This is a genomic window from Acinetobacter sp. S4400-12 (assembly GCF_024129495.1).
GTDB classification, from domain to species: Bacteria; Pseudomonadota; Gammaproteobacteria; order Pseudomonadales; family Moraxellaceae; genus Acinetobacter; species Acinetobacter lwoffii_C.
Window position 1 is genome coordinate 24070 of sequence record NZ_JAMXYB010000011.1, and the last position, 15421, is coordinate 39490.

The 15421-nt window shown below is 46.3% G+C and carries 15 protein-coding genes; 6 read left to right on the forward strand and 9 right to left on the reverse strand.

Translation table 11 applies throughout. The features are described 5' to 3' along the window. Positions 1-5: 5 nt before the first annotated feature. Together parE and NI461_RS06765 are read right to left on the reverse strand one after the other, a co-directional pair. Positions 6-1886 carry a DNA topoisomerase IV subunit B gene (parE, locus tag NI461_RS06760; protein ID WP_174659077.1) on the reverse strand — a complete coding sequence of 627 codons (1881 nt, stop codon included), beginning with the start codon at positions 1884-1886 and terminating at the stop codon, positions 6-8. A 1-nt stretch (position 1887) separates the two neighbouring features. After that, positions 1888-2481: a YqiA/YcfP family alpha/beta fold hydrolase gene (locus NI461_RS06765; protein ID WP_174659076.1), complete on the reverse strand. Its 594-nt coding sequence runs from the start codon at positions 2479-2481 to the stop codon at positions 1888-1890. A gap of 239 nt (positions 2482-2720) precedes the next feature. Here NI461_RS06765 and NI461_RS06770 point away from each other — a divergent pair, with 239 nt between their 5' ends. Then, a complete protein-coding gene (locus tag NI461_RS06770) occupies positions 2721-4052 on the forward strand; it encodes an alpha/beta hydrolase (RefSeq protein WP_253156840.1) in 1332 nt (443 codons plus the stop codon). Positions 4053-4086: 34 nt separating this feature from the next. Here NI461_RS06770 and NI461_RS06775 read toward each other — a convergent pair whose 3' ends face one another. Together NI461_RS06775 and gshA are read right to left on the reverse strand one after the other, a co-directional pair. Beyond that, a complete protein-coding gene (locus NI461_RS06775; RefSeq protein ID WP_174659074.1) occupies positions 4087-4614 on the reverse strand; it encodes a disulfide bond formation protein B in 528 nt (175 codons plus the stop codon). Positions 4615-4635: 21 nt separating this feature from the next. Continuing rightward, entirely contained in the window at positions 4636-6213 is a 1578-nt protein-coding gene (gshA, locus tag NI461_RS06780) for a glutamate--cysteine ligase (protein ID WP_174659073.1), read from the reverse strand. Between the two features lie 213 nt (positions 6214-6426). On the opposite strand from gshA, the gene NI461_RS06785 reads away from it, so the two are divergent. Genes NI461_RS06785 through NI461_RS06795 form a run of 3 tightly spaced genes read left to right on the forward strand, consistent with a single transcriptional unit; the run spans position 6427 to position 8882 of the window. Next, entirely contained in the window at positions 6427-6966 is a 540-nt protein-coding gene (locus tag NI461_RS06785) for a DUF924 family protein (RefSeq protein WP_151205615.1), read from the forward strand. Between the two features lie 51 nt (positions 6967-7017). After that, on the forward strand, positions 7018-7569 hold the full coding sequence (locus tag NI461_RS06790; protein ID WP_151207187.1) for a hypothetical protein: 552 nt from the start codon (positions 7018-7020) through the stop codon (positions 7567-7569). An 11-nt stretch (positions 7570-7580) separates the two neighbouring features. Beyond that, entirely contained in the window at positions 7581-8882 is a 1302-nt protein-coding gene (locus tag NI461_RS06795) for a DUF445 domain-containing protein (RefSeq protein ID WP_174659072.1), read from the forward strand. A 96-nt stretch (positions 8883-8978) separates the two neighbouring features. Here the strand turns inward: NI461_RS06795 and NI461_RS06800 are convergent, their stop codons facing one another. Continuing rightward, positions 8979-9266 (reverse strand): DUF2798 domain-containing protein, encoded by a 288-nt coding sequence (locus NI461_RS06800; protein ID WP_151205460.1) that lies wholly within the window; start codon positions 9264-9266, stop codon positions 8979-8981. A gap of 270 nt (positions 9267-9536) precedes the next feature. Between NI461_RS06800 and argS the strand changes: the two genes are divergently transcribed. Continuing rightward, positions 9537-11327: an arginine--tRNA ligase gene (gene argS / locus NI461_RS06805; protein WP_253156842.1), complete on the forward strand. Its 1791-nt coding sequence runs from the start codon at positions 9537-9539 to the stop codon at positions 11325-11327. A 311-nt stretch (positions 11328-11638) separates the two neighbouring features. Then, positions 11639-12253 (forward strand): SPOR domain-containing protein, encoded by a 615-nt coding sequence (locus NI461_RS06810; RefSeq protein ID WP_174659070.1) that lies wholly within the window; start codon positions 11639-11641, stop codon positions 12251-12253. A 678-nt stretch (positions 12254-12931) separates the two neighbouring features. On the opposite strand, the gene NI461_RS06815 is transcribed toward NI461_RS06810, so the two are convergent. The 4 genes from NI461_RS06815 to dnaJ all read right to left on the reverse strand — a co-directional run bounded on the left by NI461_RS06815 (position 12932) and on the right by dnaJ (position 15324). Continuing rightward, positions 12932-13132, reverse strand: a complete 201-nt coding sequence (locus NI461_RS06815; protein ID WP_174659069.1) for a hypothetical protein — start codon at positions 13130-13132, stop codon at positions 12932-12934. A gap of 62 nt (positions 13133-13194) precedes the next feature. Then, positions 13195-13428: a hypothetical protein gene (locus NI461_RS06820; RefSeq protein WP_151205464.1), complete on the reverse strand. Its 234-nt coding sequence runs from the start codon at positions 13426-13428 to the stop codon at positions 13195-13197. A 109-nt stretch (positions 13429-13537) separates the two neighbouring features. Continuing rightward, positions 13538-13753 (reverse strand): cold-shock protein, encoded by a 216-nt coding sequence (locus tag NI461_RS06825; RefSeq protein WP_151205465.1) that lies wholly within the window; start codon positions 13751-13753, stop codon positions 13538-13540. A 455-nt stretch (positions 13754-14208) separates the two neighbouring features. Then, positions 14209-15324 carry a molecular chaperone DnaJ gene (gene dnaJ, locus NI461_RS06830; protein ID WP_151207175.1) on the reverse strand — a complete coding sequence of 372 codons (1116 nt, stop codon included), beginning with the start codon at positions 15322-15324 and terminating at the stop codon, positions 14209-14211. Between the last annotated feature and the right edge of the window lie 97 nt (positions 15325-15421).

Consider the following 15421-nt stretch of genomic DNA (forward strand, 5'->3'; position numbering starts at 1 on the left):
GCATCCTAAACCACAATATCTGCCAGATTACCTTTTTGCTCTAACCAGTCTTTACGGTCACCCGAACGTTTTTTGGCCAGCAGTTTATCCAGTAAACTTGCGGTGACATGCACATCATCCAGATCCAGCTGTACCAGACGGCGGGTATTTGGATCTAAAGTCGTTTCCCGTAGCTGGCTGGCGTTCATCTCGCCCAGACCTTTAAATCGGGTAATCTGCGGATTCTTGGTTTTACACTTTTTCAAGATGCCCTCCAGCTCTTCTTCATCCAGAGCATAGTGCACCTCTTTACCATCATCAATCCGGAACAGTGGCGGCATCGCCACATATAGATGCCCCTCTTCGACCAGTACCGGGAAATGTTTCACGAACAATGCACACAGCAAAGTGGCAATGTGCAGACCATCCGAGTCGGCATCCGCCAGAATACAGATTTTGCCATAACGCAGCTCAGACAAGTCATCAGAGCCAGGATCTACCCCAATTGCGATAGCAATATTGTGCACTTCCTGCGATGCCAGAACCTCATCTGAGGATACTTCCCAGGTGTTCAGAATTTTTCCGCGAATGGGCATGATGGCCTGGAAATTCTTGTCACGTGCCTGTTTGGCCGAACCACCCGCCGAATCCCCTTCCACAATAAACAGTTCCGACTGATCCAGCTCATGGCCGACACAATCCGACAATTTGCCTGGCAAGGTCGGACCAGCAACAATCTTTTTACGCTCTACTTTCTTTGCCGCTTTTAAACGACGCCCGGCTTTGGAAATTGCCATTTCTGCCAATTGCAGGGCAATATCCGAGTTTTGGTGCAACCACAAGGCAAAGGCATCTTTGGCAATATTCTGAACAATGCCAGCAGCTTCACGACTGGACAGACGCTCTTTGGTCTGACCTGAAAACTGGGGCTCCTGGAATTTTAAGGACAGGATATAGTTTACGCCGTCCCAGACATCTTCCGCCGACAGTTTCATATTACGCGGCAGCAAATTACGCAACTCACAGAACTCACGCATGGCATCGGTCACTCCGGAACGCAAACCATTCACATGCGTACCACCTTGCGCGGTTGGAATCAGGTTAACGTATGATTCCTGAATGCTGTCTCCCCCTTCGACATTCCAGCAAATTGCAAATTCGGCACTGGCACGTTCTGCCTCCCCCATTGCAACAAAGGCCGGTGCCGGAATAATTTCACGGTCTTCCAGCTCATCCATCAAGTAGTCCACCAGACCGTTTTCAAACTGCCAGGTGATTTTTTCGTTATTAATCTGGTCAATATAGTTAATTTGCAGACCAGCAGCCAACACTGCCTTGGCCTTTAGATTATGTTTTAAGGCTTTCAGGGCAAATTTAGGAGAATCGAAATATTTTTCTTCTGGCCAGAATTGTACTGTAGTGCCCGATGCACGTTTGGGCGCTTTGCCTTTCAGCACTTCCAGCGGGCCGGTCGGTTCGCCCTTTTCAAAGGCCATTTTATACAGGTTGCCCTGACGCTGAACTGACACTTCAATCCGGCTGGACAAGGCATTGACGACAGAGATACCCACGCCATGCAGGCCACCAGAAAACTGATAATTATCGGTGCTGAATTTACCGCCGGCATGCAGTTTGGTCATAATGATTTCAATCCCGCTTTGGCCATATTCCGGATGAATATCCACGGGCATGCCGCGACCATTATCTTCTACAGACAGCGAGCCATCCTTATATACCGTCACTGTGACCTTGTTGGCATATCCGGCCAATGCCTCATCTACCGCATTGTCAATCACTTCCTGCGCCAGATGGTTCGGACGCGAGGTATCGGTATACATGCCTGGGCGACGGCGCACCGGATCCAGACCAGATAAAACTTCAAGAGATTGAGCCGTATATTGAGACACGTTATTCGGTTTCCTTTTTGACGCAGTCGGATAAAAACTGTAAAAGCAGCGGAATTTTCTCCGCAAAATCATCCATCCCGTGATTGCCATGGGCTTCTGTCATTAACATGGCCGGAGGACGGGCAGCACTATAATAACGATGTGCTTCACGATAATCCAAAACTTCATCGCCTTGTTGCAGCAGCACCAGTATTTTGTCTGCATCTTGAGCAGGATTTAGCGCCAGTTGCTCCAGCTGTGCCAGATCTGCCACCTCCAGACTCCAATTCGGATGCACAGGATAGGGCAACTCCGCCTGAAACAGTTCACGAAACAGCTGCCATGGTCGCATTGCCGGGTTAATCAGTACAGCCGGAACCGCATGTTTTGCGACTAGATATGTCGCATAGAATCCGCCCAGACTGCTGCCGACCAGTGCTACCTGAGGCAAACTGCGGATCAGTTCCGAAACCTTTTCAACTGCAGCCTGGGGCGGCATATTTAAATCTGGTAAATGTAGGGTGATTTCAGGATATTTTTTACAAAATTGTAGTAATAACTGTCCTTTAATGGAATGGCTTCCACTCTGAAATCCATGTAAATAAATAATATTCATCAGTATTTAATCATATTGATCAATGATTGAAATTTCTCTGGAAAATGTGAAATACCTCGCATTTTTCTCAGCTGAAATTGCTTAAATTGTCAGACAAAAAAGCCCTGAATGTTGTGTAATTCTCGCTATGTTAAAAGTATTGCAAAGGATTCAGACTCTTTACAGAAAAAGAATTTATACCGTGAAGTACTTTAAAAAGAAAGAGATCTCTACACGGTTGATTAAAAGGACAGAAGCAAATGCCCAGTTTAACACCATTGCATGAAACTTACTGCCGATGGGATCGAACGCCACCCAGCCAGGCAGATGTACTGGAAGGTCTGGCCCAGCTGGTGACCATGCGCCTGAACGATGTGGCCCAGGAACTGATTAAAACCATTCAGCGTGAAATTTTACTCAGCATGTTTGGCCTTAGTGACCAGAACGCCAAAAGCCTGCAAAATATCCCTTATATTGCCCGACTGTACCAGTCGTCGTACGACATGATTTTTCATTATGGCAATACTCTGATTGCACCCGGTTTGCGTCAAATTATTGAACACTTTCCCAAATTGCATCATAAGCCTTTAACTCCGACCCTGCATTTTTTAGTCAGTGCCTTGAACGGTATTATTGGTGACTATTTGATAAAACATCAGAATCCGCTGGCCCTGCCAATGCTCATTTATGATCATTATGGTTCTTTACAGCAAGGTGAGCTGACCGGACGGATTAGCCTGTTTGTGCATGGACTCTGTATGAATCATTTAGACTGGTCCAACCACAAATATGAAGGAATTGGTGAAAAACTGCTGGCGAAACGTGACCGCAATACCATGCTCTATCTGCACTACAATACCGGACGACGGATTTCTGCCAATGGTCATAGTCTGGCCAACACCTTGCAGGAACTTGTCCAGTGTAATCCGGGGATTACCAGCATTGACCTGATCGGCCACAGCATGGGGGGACTGGTCTCCCGAAGTGCCCTGTTTTATGGCAAGCAGAATGTTCATGACTGGATTCCCATGGTCGAGAATCTGGTCTGTCTGGGTTCGCCTCATCATGGGGCAGTACTGGAACGTTTCGGTTTTAACCTCCAAGACAAACTCGGACATTTTCCTTTGGTGAAAATTGTCGGGCATCTCGTCAATATTCGCAGCAACGGTATTCTGGACTTGCGCTATGGCAGCGTACGCGATGATGACTGGGAGCATAATCCGGTACGGATTGGCTTTATGGATGACAACCGCAAACCGGCACCGATTCCTTCACATATCGATGCCTATCTGGTGGCCGGAACGATCGAACTGGAAAAGCGCAAGAACAAGACCCGTAATGTGATTGGAGACTATCTGGTCAGCGTCAAAAGTGCGCTGGGAGAACATCCAAATCCACGCTACGATCTAAAAGTTCCAGATGCCCATAAGGCAATTTTCTATGGCCTGAACCATTTTGAAATTCAATACCATCCCTTGGTGGCTGAACAGATTGCACGCTGGTTTTACCCAAGTGTGGAGGATGAGAATTGTACCCAGATTTATCAGCACCTGGTCGATCTGAACAGTATTGAAGGCATTGCCTTAACCTGAAAAAAAGCCCTCTGATGAGGGCTTTTTAGATTGCTTAGTATTGATCTCGCAGGCGTTTTAGCGGCTTGGCCGGATATTTACGCAAGAGCTGCCACAGGCTAATCAGTAATAATACGCTGAAGAATACCAGTGACCATAGCGGCAAGGACTGCCCCAGAAAGCTCCAGTCAACCACTGCACACTCCCCTGAACCATTCAGTACCTGCTGTAATACTGCCTTCATCGGCAGGGTATCCAGCCAGTACTCCAGACCGGGACCACAGCTCGGCACCTTATCCGGTGGCAGACTCTGTAGCCAGACATGCCGTGCAGCCACCCCGGCTGACCATAACATGCTCAAAGCACCTAACAAGGCATACAGACGCTTGCCCAGACTGGAGGCTGGATTGTGCAAAAAAGCGATCAGGGAGATGAGTCCCAAGCCAATAAGCCCGATGCGTTGAAACACGCAGAGCGGACAAGGGGCCAGTCCCTGGACATGTTCAAGATAAAGTGCAAATACCATCCCGACCACGGCAGCCAAAAACAGCATGCCGCTTACCCCGCGATAACTCCATTGCATGGTCAATCCTCTTTTCTTGTTTTATCGATATTGCGCTAAATAATCACTGAAGTTGATACTGCACGCTTGCTCGAGCTGCTGTTGTTGCTGCAATGAGCTTTGTGATATTTCATCAAAATAAGCTGCTGTTTCGGCACTGAGCGGATGCGATTCATAGACTTGACTATGCTGCTGGGCCAGATGCTGTCCAAAATGCCACATGCTGCTTGCAGCACGGATATCTCCGACAATTAAGGCAGATAAAGTGGCATCGACTTCATCCACCCGACCTTGCATGATCTGCATGGCATGCTGATAAAGTCCTGTGTCATAAGTCTGGTCAAGCAGCTCAGCCAAGGGCTGCATACGTGTCAGCAGCTGGGCACACCAGTCTTCAATCGGATAATGCTGGCCATCTTCGACAATAGCGGCATTGAAGGCACGGCCACGATTGACCACTTCGGTCTGATTTCGTTCAATAATTTCCTGCTCTGCAGCCAACAATGCCGGGCTGTCTTGCAGCAGACAGTACAATGCAACCACTTCCAGGAAACCGGCAGTATCTTCATTAATACCAATCGGGCTATACGGGTTGACGTCTACCGCCCGTAGCTCGACATAGCCAATCCCGCGGTTTTGCAGGGCCTGTGACGGGGTCTCACCGGCTTCGGGGACCTGTTTGGGACGCACCAGACTGTAATATTCATTTTCAATTTGCAGTACATGATCATTGATCTGGATTGGCTGTCCCTGCGGGTCATTCAGGCCCAGACGACTAAATGGCTTATAAGGGGTTTTGACGGCTTTTTGCAGTCCTTCCAGATAGCCTTGCAGGTCATTGTAGTGAATGCCCAGTTGCTTCTGTGCAGAGTTCTGATAGCCAAAACGTCCCATGCGCAAAGCGGTCGCATACGGGGTATACAGGGTGCCTTTAACCAGCGGCAGTAAATGATGATCTCGGCCACTCATAAAGCACTGGCAGACCGCCGGGCTGGCCCCGACCAGAAAAATTACCAGTGGCGTCAGGCGGATAAAGTTACGGATCAGCCCCATATAACGGTGACTGCGATAGTCCTGCAAGCTGAGTGCCCGTAAATTTTCATCGCTTTCTTGCTGTTGCAGGGCTTCAAAGAAATGATCCGGGAAAGACAGGTTATAATGCACCCCGGAAATGGTCTGCATACGGCGGCCATAACGCACCCCCAAGCCATGACGGTACAGGGTTTTAAACAGCCCGATATTAGACGTCCCATATTGGGCCAGCGGAATATTTTCATCACTGTGGTCCAGCATGCACGGCATCGACAGCGGCCAGAGCTTTTCATCATTCTCCAGCTGGCGATGCGCGACGGCATGAATATCGGTCAGATAGTCCAAGGCTTTTTGAATGCTGCTTTGCGGTGGAGTGATAAACTCCATTAAGGCTTCAGAATAGTCAGTGGTGATATGTGGATGAGTCAGGGCTGAACCTAGGGCACGAGGATGCGGCGCTTGGGACAAGAAACCGTTGCTTTGCATACGCAAGCTTTCGCGCTCGATACCGCGCAGCATTCCTTGGATGAGCGATGAATCCACCCAGTCAGGTAATACATCGTGGGCGGTCGATTCAGGTTGACTCATTACAATCTCGCTTCATGGGGGTAACTATTAATAAAGTAGAATCATCAATTTATAGCAGTATAACGTGATTTCTGGTCGGCACATTACATCCTGCCGGGTTTTCAGGCAAACTATTGATTTTTAACTGGGCAATTTTTTAACACAAAGTTCCTCTATAAGACATGTGAAATTTGTGATTTATTAACCAATACAGACTAAAGAATTGTAAATACTATGAATTATCAAGATGTTTTAGACTTTTGGTTCCACGCCGACCATCAGCCCTTCTGGTTTAGCAAAAGTCTGGAATTTGATCAGCATATTGCACAACAATTCATGAGTATCCATCAACAGGCAGCTCGTGGCGAACTCTGGTGCTGGCGCAAAAGCATAGCAGGCCGACTGGCTGAAATTATTGTGTTGGATCAGTTTTCCCGTAATCTGTTTCGTGACTCTCCTCAGGCCTTTGCTCAGGATCCCTTGGCTCTGGCTCTGGCTCAGGAGACAATTAGCCTGGATCTGGACAAACAGCTCAGCCCGGAACAATGCAGTTTCCTGTACATGCCGTTCATGCATAGCGAATCCAGACTGATTCATGAATATGCCTTGGAGCTGTTCCAGCATCTGGGCAATCCGGTTAATCTGGAGTTTGAAAAAAAGCATAAGGTGATTATTGACCGCTTTGGGCGTTATCCTCACCGTAACCGGATTTTAGGTCGCCCATCGACCGCTGAAGAGTTAACTTTCCTGACCCAGCCAGACAGCAGTTTTTGATTCTCCCTTTCAAGCTCTGCGACTGCTGGATCATCTATCAGGAGATTGGAGATGAAAAACACCCTATTAGGACTTGGTCTAGTTGTTGCACTTGGCCTGAGTGGCTGCGCAACCACACCCTCCAAACCTTTGACCTTTGATCAGTTAGGGCGCTATAACACGACGCCCTTAAATGCCACGACTTACCGGATTAGCTTTCAGGCCCGTCCCAATATGAGTTTTGCTACGGCAGAAGAAATTACCCTGCTGAAAGCCGCCCAAACGACGGTACAGAATGGCTTCCAGTTTTTTCGCGTTCTGGATGATCCAAGCAACCGGACTCAGCAGCCCCCCCGCCAGGCGATTGTCTATCCTGCACCGAGCTTCTATCCCTCTGCTTACTACCGCCGTTATCCGGGGTTCTGGCCAGACCCATTTTATGACCGCCCTTATACCGTGACTCTGGACCCGGCCCAGGTGGCCTATACCATTGAGTGCTTCCGGGCCGGCCAGGCACCTCAGGATGCCTTTGATGCGCGCTTGATTTTACAGTCACTTGGGGCTAAATATGGAGTGAGTCCATCCGGTACAGTCCTGCAACCCCAGCCGGCAACTCCTCAATAACAGGATCATGTATGCAGAAAGAACAACCATCACCGAGCTTACAACGCAGTAAACGTTTTGCCACGATCGCTCTGGTGGTGGCGGTACTGGCCTGGTTGGCCCTGATGGTTGCTGCCAAGCTGCTGCCTGAATATGTCTGGCTGATTCATATCTTGATGCTTTCAGCCGAAGCGGGCGTGGTGGGTGGACTGGCTGACTGGTATGCCATTACGGTGCTGTTCCGCAATCCTTTTGGCCAGCTGCCTATTCCAAAATTCCTGCGGGATCATACCGAAATTATTCCGCGCAACAAGGCCCGGATTGCCGAGTCGATGGGACGCTTTGTTCAGGAAAATTTCCTCTCACCCCAAATTGTCGAGCGCAGCCTAGCCGATACCGATTTGAGTCTAGCGGCGGGACGCTGGCTGGCCAACCCGCATAACAGCACTCAGGTCACCCAGGTCATTCAACAGACCGTTCCTAAAGTGTTTGAATTTGTCGGACAGCAGCAAATTGCCGGATTTGTCCACAGCAACAGTGTGCAATGGGTCAGAAACACCCAGATCAATACCCTGGCCAGTGAAATGCTACGCGCCGTTTTAGAAAATGATTTCCACCAGGATGTATTACAACGCGGTCTGGATGTGGTACATGCCTGGATGACCTCGCATCCGGAACAGACCCGCGAACTGACCCGTACCCTGTTTAAGGAAATGGGAGTCTGGCGACTGGCCAAAGGTGCCAGCTGGATCGGTATTGATGTGCAGCAGCGCAGTATAGACTCCGTCATCCAGCGGGTGGAAGCCATGCTGGCAGATCCGGCTCATCCTTGGCGTCTTCACATTGAGGCCGCAGCTCAGGAACTGATGCTGCAACTGGCGGATCATGACAGTCTGGCCAGCCAGCGTTTGAATAACACTAAAAATGCCCTGCTTGACAGTCCGCAGGTACTGAACTTTATCAGTGGTGCGGTGGTGATTTTATGCGATGCGATCAAGGACGATCTACAAAAACCGGACTCGGGGATTGCAGAGAACCTGCGCGTGGCCATACAGCAGGTCGGGGAAAATATCGTTTCCAATACGGCTGTACGGGAGCTGCTCAACCAGCGCCTGAGTAGCCTCGCGGTTGAGCTCAGTGACCAGTATAGTGAAAAAGTGATTCGTTTTATCAGCGAACGCATTCACGAATGGGATTCAACCGAGATGATCGACAAGATTGAAAATGAAGTGGGTGGCGACCTGCATATGATCCGGGTTAATGGCGTTGTGGTGGGTGCCTGTATCGGTTTAGTACTGGGCATTATCCGTGCTGTGGTTGAGCACCTGATTTAGCTTGACTCCGCCTCCTACACGCCTCTGCCCTAAAACAGCCGGACCTTATTTTTTATTGAGCAGGATTCAGTAGCAGGAGGGTTGCCGGATCAATGTTTATTTGGAGGGTGGATTGCCCGACATATCCACAAATAAACCTGTGAATTTACGTACAAAAGGCAATAGCGTTACCACAATAGGAAAGGCAATGGCCCAGGAAATCATCCAGTTGTGAAACCAGAGTGCCATAAAGCCTTCGATCCAGCCTAAATTGCGCAGCATGTTGATCATGGAAATAATGCCGCTCATCAGGCAGGACAAAATAAAAGGTACTATAATTAAGGCCCATTTCGCCGGAAGTTTAGGAATATTGCCGATCAGGACCGGGCGTTGTTGCGAATTCATACTGACTCTTAGACTGTGTGCAGAATACTCATATTAAGCCAAATTCATTCCTTTGAAAGCAGTGTTTGGGCCTTAAAGTAGAGCATTCGAAATTATCATGATTTTCACATGATACCTATTTTGATTTTTTCAAGTTTAAATAAAAAAATTTCTGGATGAGTGATTTTTTCTGCATTGTCATAAATTGTATTTCGTCCAAATGGTTTTACCTAAAGAGCATGAAATTTGCTATATTTGCTGTTTTTCTGCGATATCTATTTTCGACTGATTATGAATACGGCAATACAAGCAGCTCTCGATCATGCAGTGCAAACTTTACAGGCACAAGGCGTACTCCCATCTGACTGGAACAACACAAGTAGTTTGACGCGTACCAAGGACCGAAGCCATGGTGACTTTGCCTCAAATATTGCCATGATCGCGTCTAAAGCTGCCGGTATGAAGCCACGTGATTTAGCAGAAAAAATCCTGACTGCGTTACCTGAAGTGGCAGATATCAGCAAGGCCGAAATTGCAGGTCCGGGCTTTATCAACTTCTTTCTGAATGCCAATCAGCGCTTTGCCGTACTGGATCAGATTCAGGCCCAACAAGCGACTTATGGCCGTACTCAGGCCAATGCGGAAAAACGCATTCAGGTCGAATTTGTTTCGGCTAACCCGACGTCTAGCCTGCATGTAGGTCATGGCCGTGGGGCAGCTTATGGCATGACTGTGGCTAATTTACTTGAGGCCACCGGTGCCAAAGTAGACCGCGAATACTATGTCAATGATGCCGGCCGTCAGATGGATATTCTGGCAACGTCAACCTATTTACGTTATCTGCAATTAAACGGTCAGGAACTGGTGTTCCCGAAAAATGCATACCAAGGCAATTACGTTAAAGAAATCGCACAAAGTATTATCGACCAAGATGGCGATGCACATGTACGCCCTGTGGCTGACGTGTATAAAGACGTGCCTGAAGATGTGCAATACGCCGCTGAATTAGATGCTGAAGGCAATAAAGTGGTTCTGTCAGGCGATAAAGAAAAACATATTGATGGCCTGATTTTTAACTCACAAACCCTGCTCGGTAAAGGCTACCGTGTCTTCCATCAGGCTGCGCTCAAAGCCATTCTGGATGACATTAAAGATGACCTGGGCGAGTTTGGAGTTACTTTTAACCAATGGTTCAGTGAAGCCTCCTTGACTGAAAAAATTGAAGAAGCATTACAAACGCTGGATCAGCGTGGTTTCCTGTATGAAGCTGAAGGCAATATCTGGTTCAAGTCAACTGAATTTGGCGATGAAAAAGACCGTGTGGTCAAACGCCGTAACGGACAGACCACTTATTTCGCTTCTGACATTGCCTACCACCTGAACAAATTACAACGTGGCTATACCGATATTATTGATATCTGGGGTTCAGACCACCATGGCTATATTGCACGTGTGAAAGCAGCCATTGATGCGCTAGGTTATGACTCAAAGAAACTGACCGTACTTTTGGTACAGTTCGTCAGCTTATGGCGTGGCGGCGAAATGGTGCAAATGTCATCCCGTTCAGGCCAGTTCGTGACCTTGCGTGACCTGCGTAAAGAAGTGGGTAACGATGCGGCCCGCTTCTATTATGTCATGCGTAAATCTGAACAGCACATCGACTTTGACCTGGATCTGGCAGTATCGCAAAGCAAAGACAATGCGGTGTATTACATCCAGTACGCACATGCCCGTATCTGCCGTATGTTAGAAAAAGCTGTGACTACCGGAGTGAACTTTGATGCAGCGAGTGCACGTACTCTGGCTGCAAAACTGGAACTGGAGGCCGAAACTGAAATTCTGGCCAAACTGGCTGCCTATCCTGAAATTGTACTGCGCGCTGCCAACAGCTATGAACCGCATCAGATTGGGAACTACCTGAAAGAACTGGCTGCCCTGTTCCATGGCTGGTATAACGAAAACAAGGTACTGGGTAATGATGCAGAATTAACCCAGGCACGTTTGCTGTTATCGGTCAACGTACGTCAGGTTCTGCATAATGGTCTGGAACTTCTGGGCGTCTCTGCACCCGAGTCAATGTAAAGCACTGCTTTTACATTGACGCAAGACGAGAGCTTGGCACGAAAAAAGTCTATAAAGCAAAGCACTGCTTTACATGCTTAGAAGATGAAAGCTGTGCAGAGCCAGCAGGCGACCTTTTGCCATTGCTCTGCCTTGCTCATGGTTTTCCTGACTTTTATATCTATTTGAAAGTTCAAGTAAATTATAAAATCTTGAAAGTTTGCAATCTAAATAAGAATATTTAGATCCTGATGTCTCAGGATTGCGCTATAGTAAGGGCATAACTGCTGTTATGCTTTTCCTATCAAAATATAAAGAAGAGGAAATCCCCAGTGTTTGGAAAAACGCAGCGCGGTGTATCTCAAAGACCGAATAAGCCTAAAAAGCCACTGATTCCAGCTTGGCTTGGCACACTCGTGATCATTTTAATCGTGTTAAGTTTTTTAATGGCTCTCCTGTTGTGGAAACCCTGGGAGCCCGTCAAACCTAAAAATCAGGTCACTTCCCAGCATTATCAGGAAGAAGAGACCAATGAGGATTACCGTTTTTATGATCTGTTGCCACAGCAACAAGTTACCCCAATTCCAGAGCAGGCCGTTCCTGAAGCCAAATCCCAAGATACCATTGTGATTGTGGAAGCTCCTAAGCCTGAAGTGACTGAACCTGAAAGCACACTAGAACCCGGTCAGGAAATGACGGAAGCACCACAACCCGCACCCGCCAGTTATATTCTGCAGGTCCGCAGTTTTGATGATCCGGATCAGGCAGATGCACGTCGTGCTGAAATTATTTTAAATGGCCTCTCAGCAGATGTGGTACGTAGTGTGGAAAATGGCAAGATCTGGTACCGTGTTGTTTCCGGCCCTTATGATTCAGCCGAAGCCGCCATTATTGCCCAGCAAACCTTGCAAAATAGTGGTATCGATTCCATCGTGGTCAAACGCTAAAATTTCGATCTTAAAAAAAGCGCCAAATGGTGCTTTTTTTATTGCTTGAATTTTCAAATACAATGCAACAGAGCTTAAAATAGGGAAAGGAAGAAAAATATCAGATTTATGCCCTATCCGATGGAGGGCTTTTCTGGAACCCGTCACCCGTTGAGTAAGTGTAAACGTATTCAGGATCGGCTTATTAAAATTGAGCAGTAGACTGGCTTTGCTGATCTGGAAATAGATAAATGGTGGGCAAGAAAACCATTCGCAAGCACTGGTTTCGATTGAAGATCGGCAGACAGGCTATCTCTGGTTGAATAAATTGCCGCTCACCTCAGGCAGAGAAAATCTGCCAAACCACAATCCGTCTGTTCCAACCTATCCAAGATCTGCTAAAAATCATTACCGCAGACAATGGTAAGGAGTTCAGCCTGCATGAACCTGCTGCTGAAGAAAGAGAGATAAATGAATATTTTGCTGATGTCTATAGCGCTTGGCAACAAGACTCGAAGAAAAATACCAATGGCTTAATCAGAGGATTATTAGAAAAGTCAGCGATTTGGATGACGATACGGATGCATAGCTTTCAAAAACCATGCCATGTTTGAATCATCGTTCGAGAAAAAGACGCGGCTTTAACAGCCCGAGTCAGGCAGGATGACAACAACATGGTATTACACTTCACATGCAAATTTAAATTAAGGATAAAATTTTGAAAATTTTCCCACTTAACCCACTTTTAAACAACATTTCAAGACTGGGGCGGATATTTTCACCCTCTACCGTGATATGTTTTACATTAGAATGAAAATTAGAAGCATGATCATTAAAAGTAGCTTGTATGGAGTATTTAACCCCAAACTGATCTTTAACACAGATATTTTGTTTAAGCATTTTTTTCTCTGGAAATATTATAATAAGGAAATATCAATATAAGGTGTTAATACTAAAAGATTTTAAATTTTAGAAACTCTATGATTGAGCTTAAATAAATTATTTGAAGAAGTGTAGAAACTACGCCCATCTAGATTTAAGTCAACTTCAATACCTGACTCTAGAAGAACTCTTTTACCGACTTCCACTGTTTTTAAACCTTGACGTGTATTTTGCATTTTATTTAACGGGGTTAACGATACTAAAATTTCAGTACCATTTTGAGATTTTGCAATTAAATTATTATTTTTTAACAATTTATATCCTAGTTGTTAGATTTTCCCAATGGGTAAAGCTCTTATTAAATTTAAACATCATAAAAAAAGCACTCATAAGTGCTTTTTTTATAGTACTACTTACAATTACTTAGATAGCAACAATATTTACAGCATTCGGGCCTTTTTGTCCTTGTGCTACGCTGAATTCAACTTGTTGGCCTTCAAATAAGGTTTTAAAACCTGAGTTCGCAATTTCACTAAAATGAGCAAAAACGTCTGGACCAGCTTCTTGTTGAATAAAACCAAAACCTTTAGTTTCATTGAACCACTTTACCGTACCTTTAACGACATTAGAGTTTGACATATATATATCCTATTAATTTTTAATAATTTTTAGCCAAGCTATTGACTGAGTATAACTTTGAAATAATAAAGAATGAGACTTAAAATCTGAAAAAACGAAGGATTATAAATAAAACTGCGATACTTAAAGAAGATTTACCGAAACAAGACTTTTTTCTAGTTAAAACCACTATACACTAAAAATAAAAATAATCAAGTTTTCTTATATATATATTTATTTATTTTATAAAAAGGCCACTACGCAAAAGAATAAAGTCATCCAGCTTCTTGAAGCAGACATTTACACGACTGGATACGCCTATCAGAGAGATTATAAAAACAAGCCAACTATTCAAGTGTATAAAACCTGGGCCTAAGCAGGATTGAGATTAAAATAGAAACCTATCTAAGGTGAAAATTTCTTATAGCCCATAAAAAGGACGCCTAAGCGTCCTTTTTAGTGCTCTGAAAGCTGGATCAGTCAAATAAGCGGTCAAAGAATGATTTTTTCTTTGGGGAGGTCTTACTTCCCTCACCTTCCATAGTCGCTTGCAACTCTTTCAGTAATTCACGTTGACGTGCGGACAGATTGACAGGTGTTTCCACCACGATACGACAGAGCAAATCACCTTGCATGGTCGAACGTACCGGCTTCACGCCCTTACCCCGTAAACGGAACAGTTTACCGGTTTGAGTGCCTTCAGGAATTTTCAGACTGACACGCCCATCCAGAGTTGGAATCTGCACTTCTTTACCCAAAGCTGCATCCGCAATCGAAACAGGCACATCCATATACAGGTCGGCCCCATCACGCTGGAAGATTTCATGCTCACGCACCACCACTTCAACGTATAGATCGCCTGACTGACCATCACGGATCGCTTCACCTTTACCGGTCAGACGTACACGGTCGCCATTGTCCACGCCCGCAGGAATAGTCACTTCCAGCGTTTGCTGACGTTCAGATACACCCGAGCCATGACATTTATTACATGGATTCTTAATGATCTTGCCCTGACCACGACAGGTGCTACAGGTTTGCTGTACCGAGAAGAAGCCTTGCTGCATACGCACCTGACCGGCACCATGACAGGTCGGACAGGTTTCTACATCATGTGGGTTTTTAGAACCTTTACCATCACAAGCCTCACAAGGTGCCGGTGCAGTAAAAGTAATGGTTTTTTTGACGCCCTTGACCGCTTCTTCCAGCGTCAGTTCCATCACATAGCGCAGGTCTGAACCACGGCGCTGGCGTTGCTGGCCACGGCCACCTCCGCCAAACGCTCCCCCGAAAATATCACCAAACTGGCTGAAAATATCTTCTGCGCTGAATCCGCCAAAGCCGCCTGCGCCGCCCCCCATGCCACCTTCAAAGGCCTGATGGCCCATACGGTCATACATGCTGCGTTTTTCACTATCGGACAGCACTTCATAGGCTTCCGCAGCTTCTTTAAACTTCTCTTCAGCTTCAGGGTTGTCCGGGTTACGGTCTGGATGATATTTCATCGCCAACTTACGGTAGGCTTTTTTAATTTCATCATCACTAGCGGTTTTAGCGATACCCAAAACCTCATAATAATCACGTTTAGCCATGTCTGGCGATGCTCCTCACGGAATTTATTTCATACTCAACTGTGGTCTGAAATTGGGGTCAAACCAAGTTTTACAAGGGGAATACTGAAAAAAATGT

What these genes read in the sequence shown, in the direction of transcription:
- NI461_RS06765 (WP_174659076.1), bottom strand. Translation starts at nt 2,481, where the DNA reads ATGAATATTATTTATTTACATGGATTTCAGAGTGGAAGCCATTCCATT.
- NI461_RS06770 (WP_253156840.1), top strand. Translation starts at nt 2,721, where the DNA reads ATGCCCAGTTTAACACCATTGCATGAAACTTACTGCCGATGGGATCGA.
- NI461_RS06775 (WP_174659074.1), bottom strand. Translation starts at nt 4,614, where the DNA reads ATGCAATGGAGTTATCGCGGGGTAAGCGGCATGCTGTTTTTGGCTGCC.
- gshA (WP_174659073.1), bottom strand. Translation starts at nt 6,213, where the DNA reads ATGAGTCAACCTGAATCGACCGCCCACGATGTATTACCTGACTGGGTG.
- NI461_RS06785 (WP_151205615.1), top strand. Translation starts at nt 6,427, where the DNA reads ATGAATTATCAAGATGTTTTAGACTTTTGGTTCCACGCCGACCATCAG.
- NI461_RS06790 (WP_151207187.1), top strand. Translation starts at nt 7,018, where the DNA reads ATGAAAAACACCCTATTAGGACTTGGTCTAGTTGTTGCACTTGGCCTG.
- NI461_RS06795 (WP_174659072.1), top strand. Translation starts at nt 7,581, where the DNA reads ATGCAGAAAGAACAACCATCACCGAGCTTACAACGCAGTAAACGTTTT.
- NI461_RS06800 (WP_151205460.1), bottom strand. Translation starts at nt 9,266, where the DNA reads ATGAATTCGCAACAACGCCCGGTCCTGATCGGCAATATTCCTAAACTT.
- argS (WP_253156842.1), top strand. Translation starts at nt 9,537, where the DNA reads ATGAATACGGCAATACAAGCAGCTCTCGATCATGCAGTGCAAACTTTA.
- NI461_RS06815 (WP_174659069.1), bottom strand. Translation starts at nt 13,132, where the DNA reads ATGCTTAAACAAAATATCTGTGTTAAAGATCAGTTTGGGGTTAAATAC.
- NI461_RS06825 (WP_151205465.1), bottom strand. Translation starts at nt 13,753, where the DNA reads ATGTCAAACTCTAATGTCGTTAAAGGTACGGTAAAGTGGTTCAATGAA.
- dnaJ (WP_151207175.1), bottom strand. Translation starts at nt 15,324, where the DNA reads ATGGCTAAACGTGATTATTATGAGGTTTTGGGTATCGCTAAAACCGCT.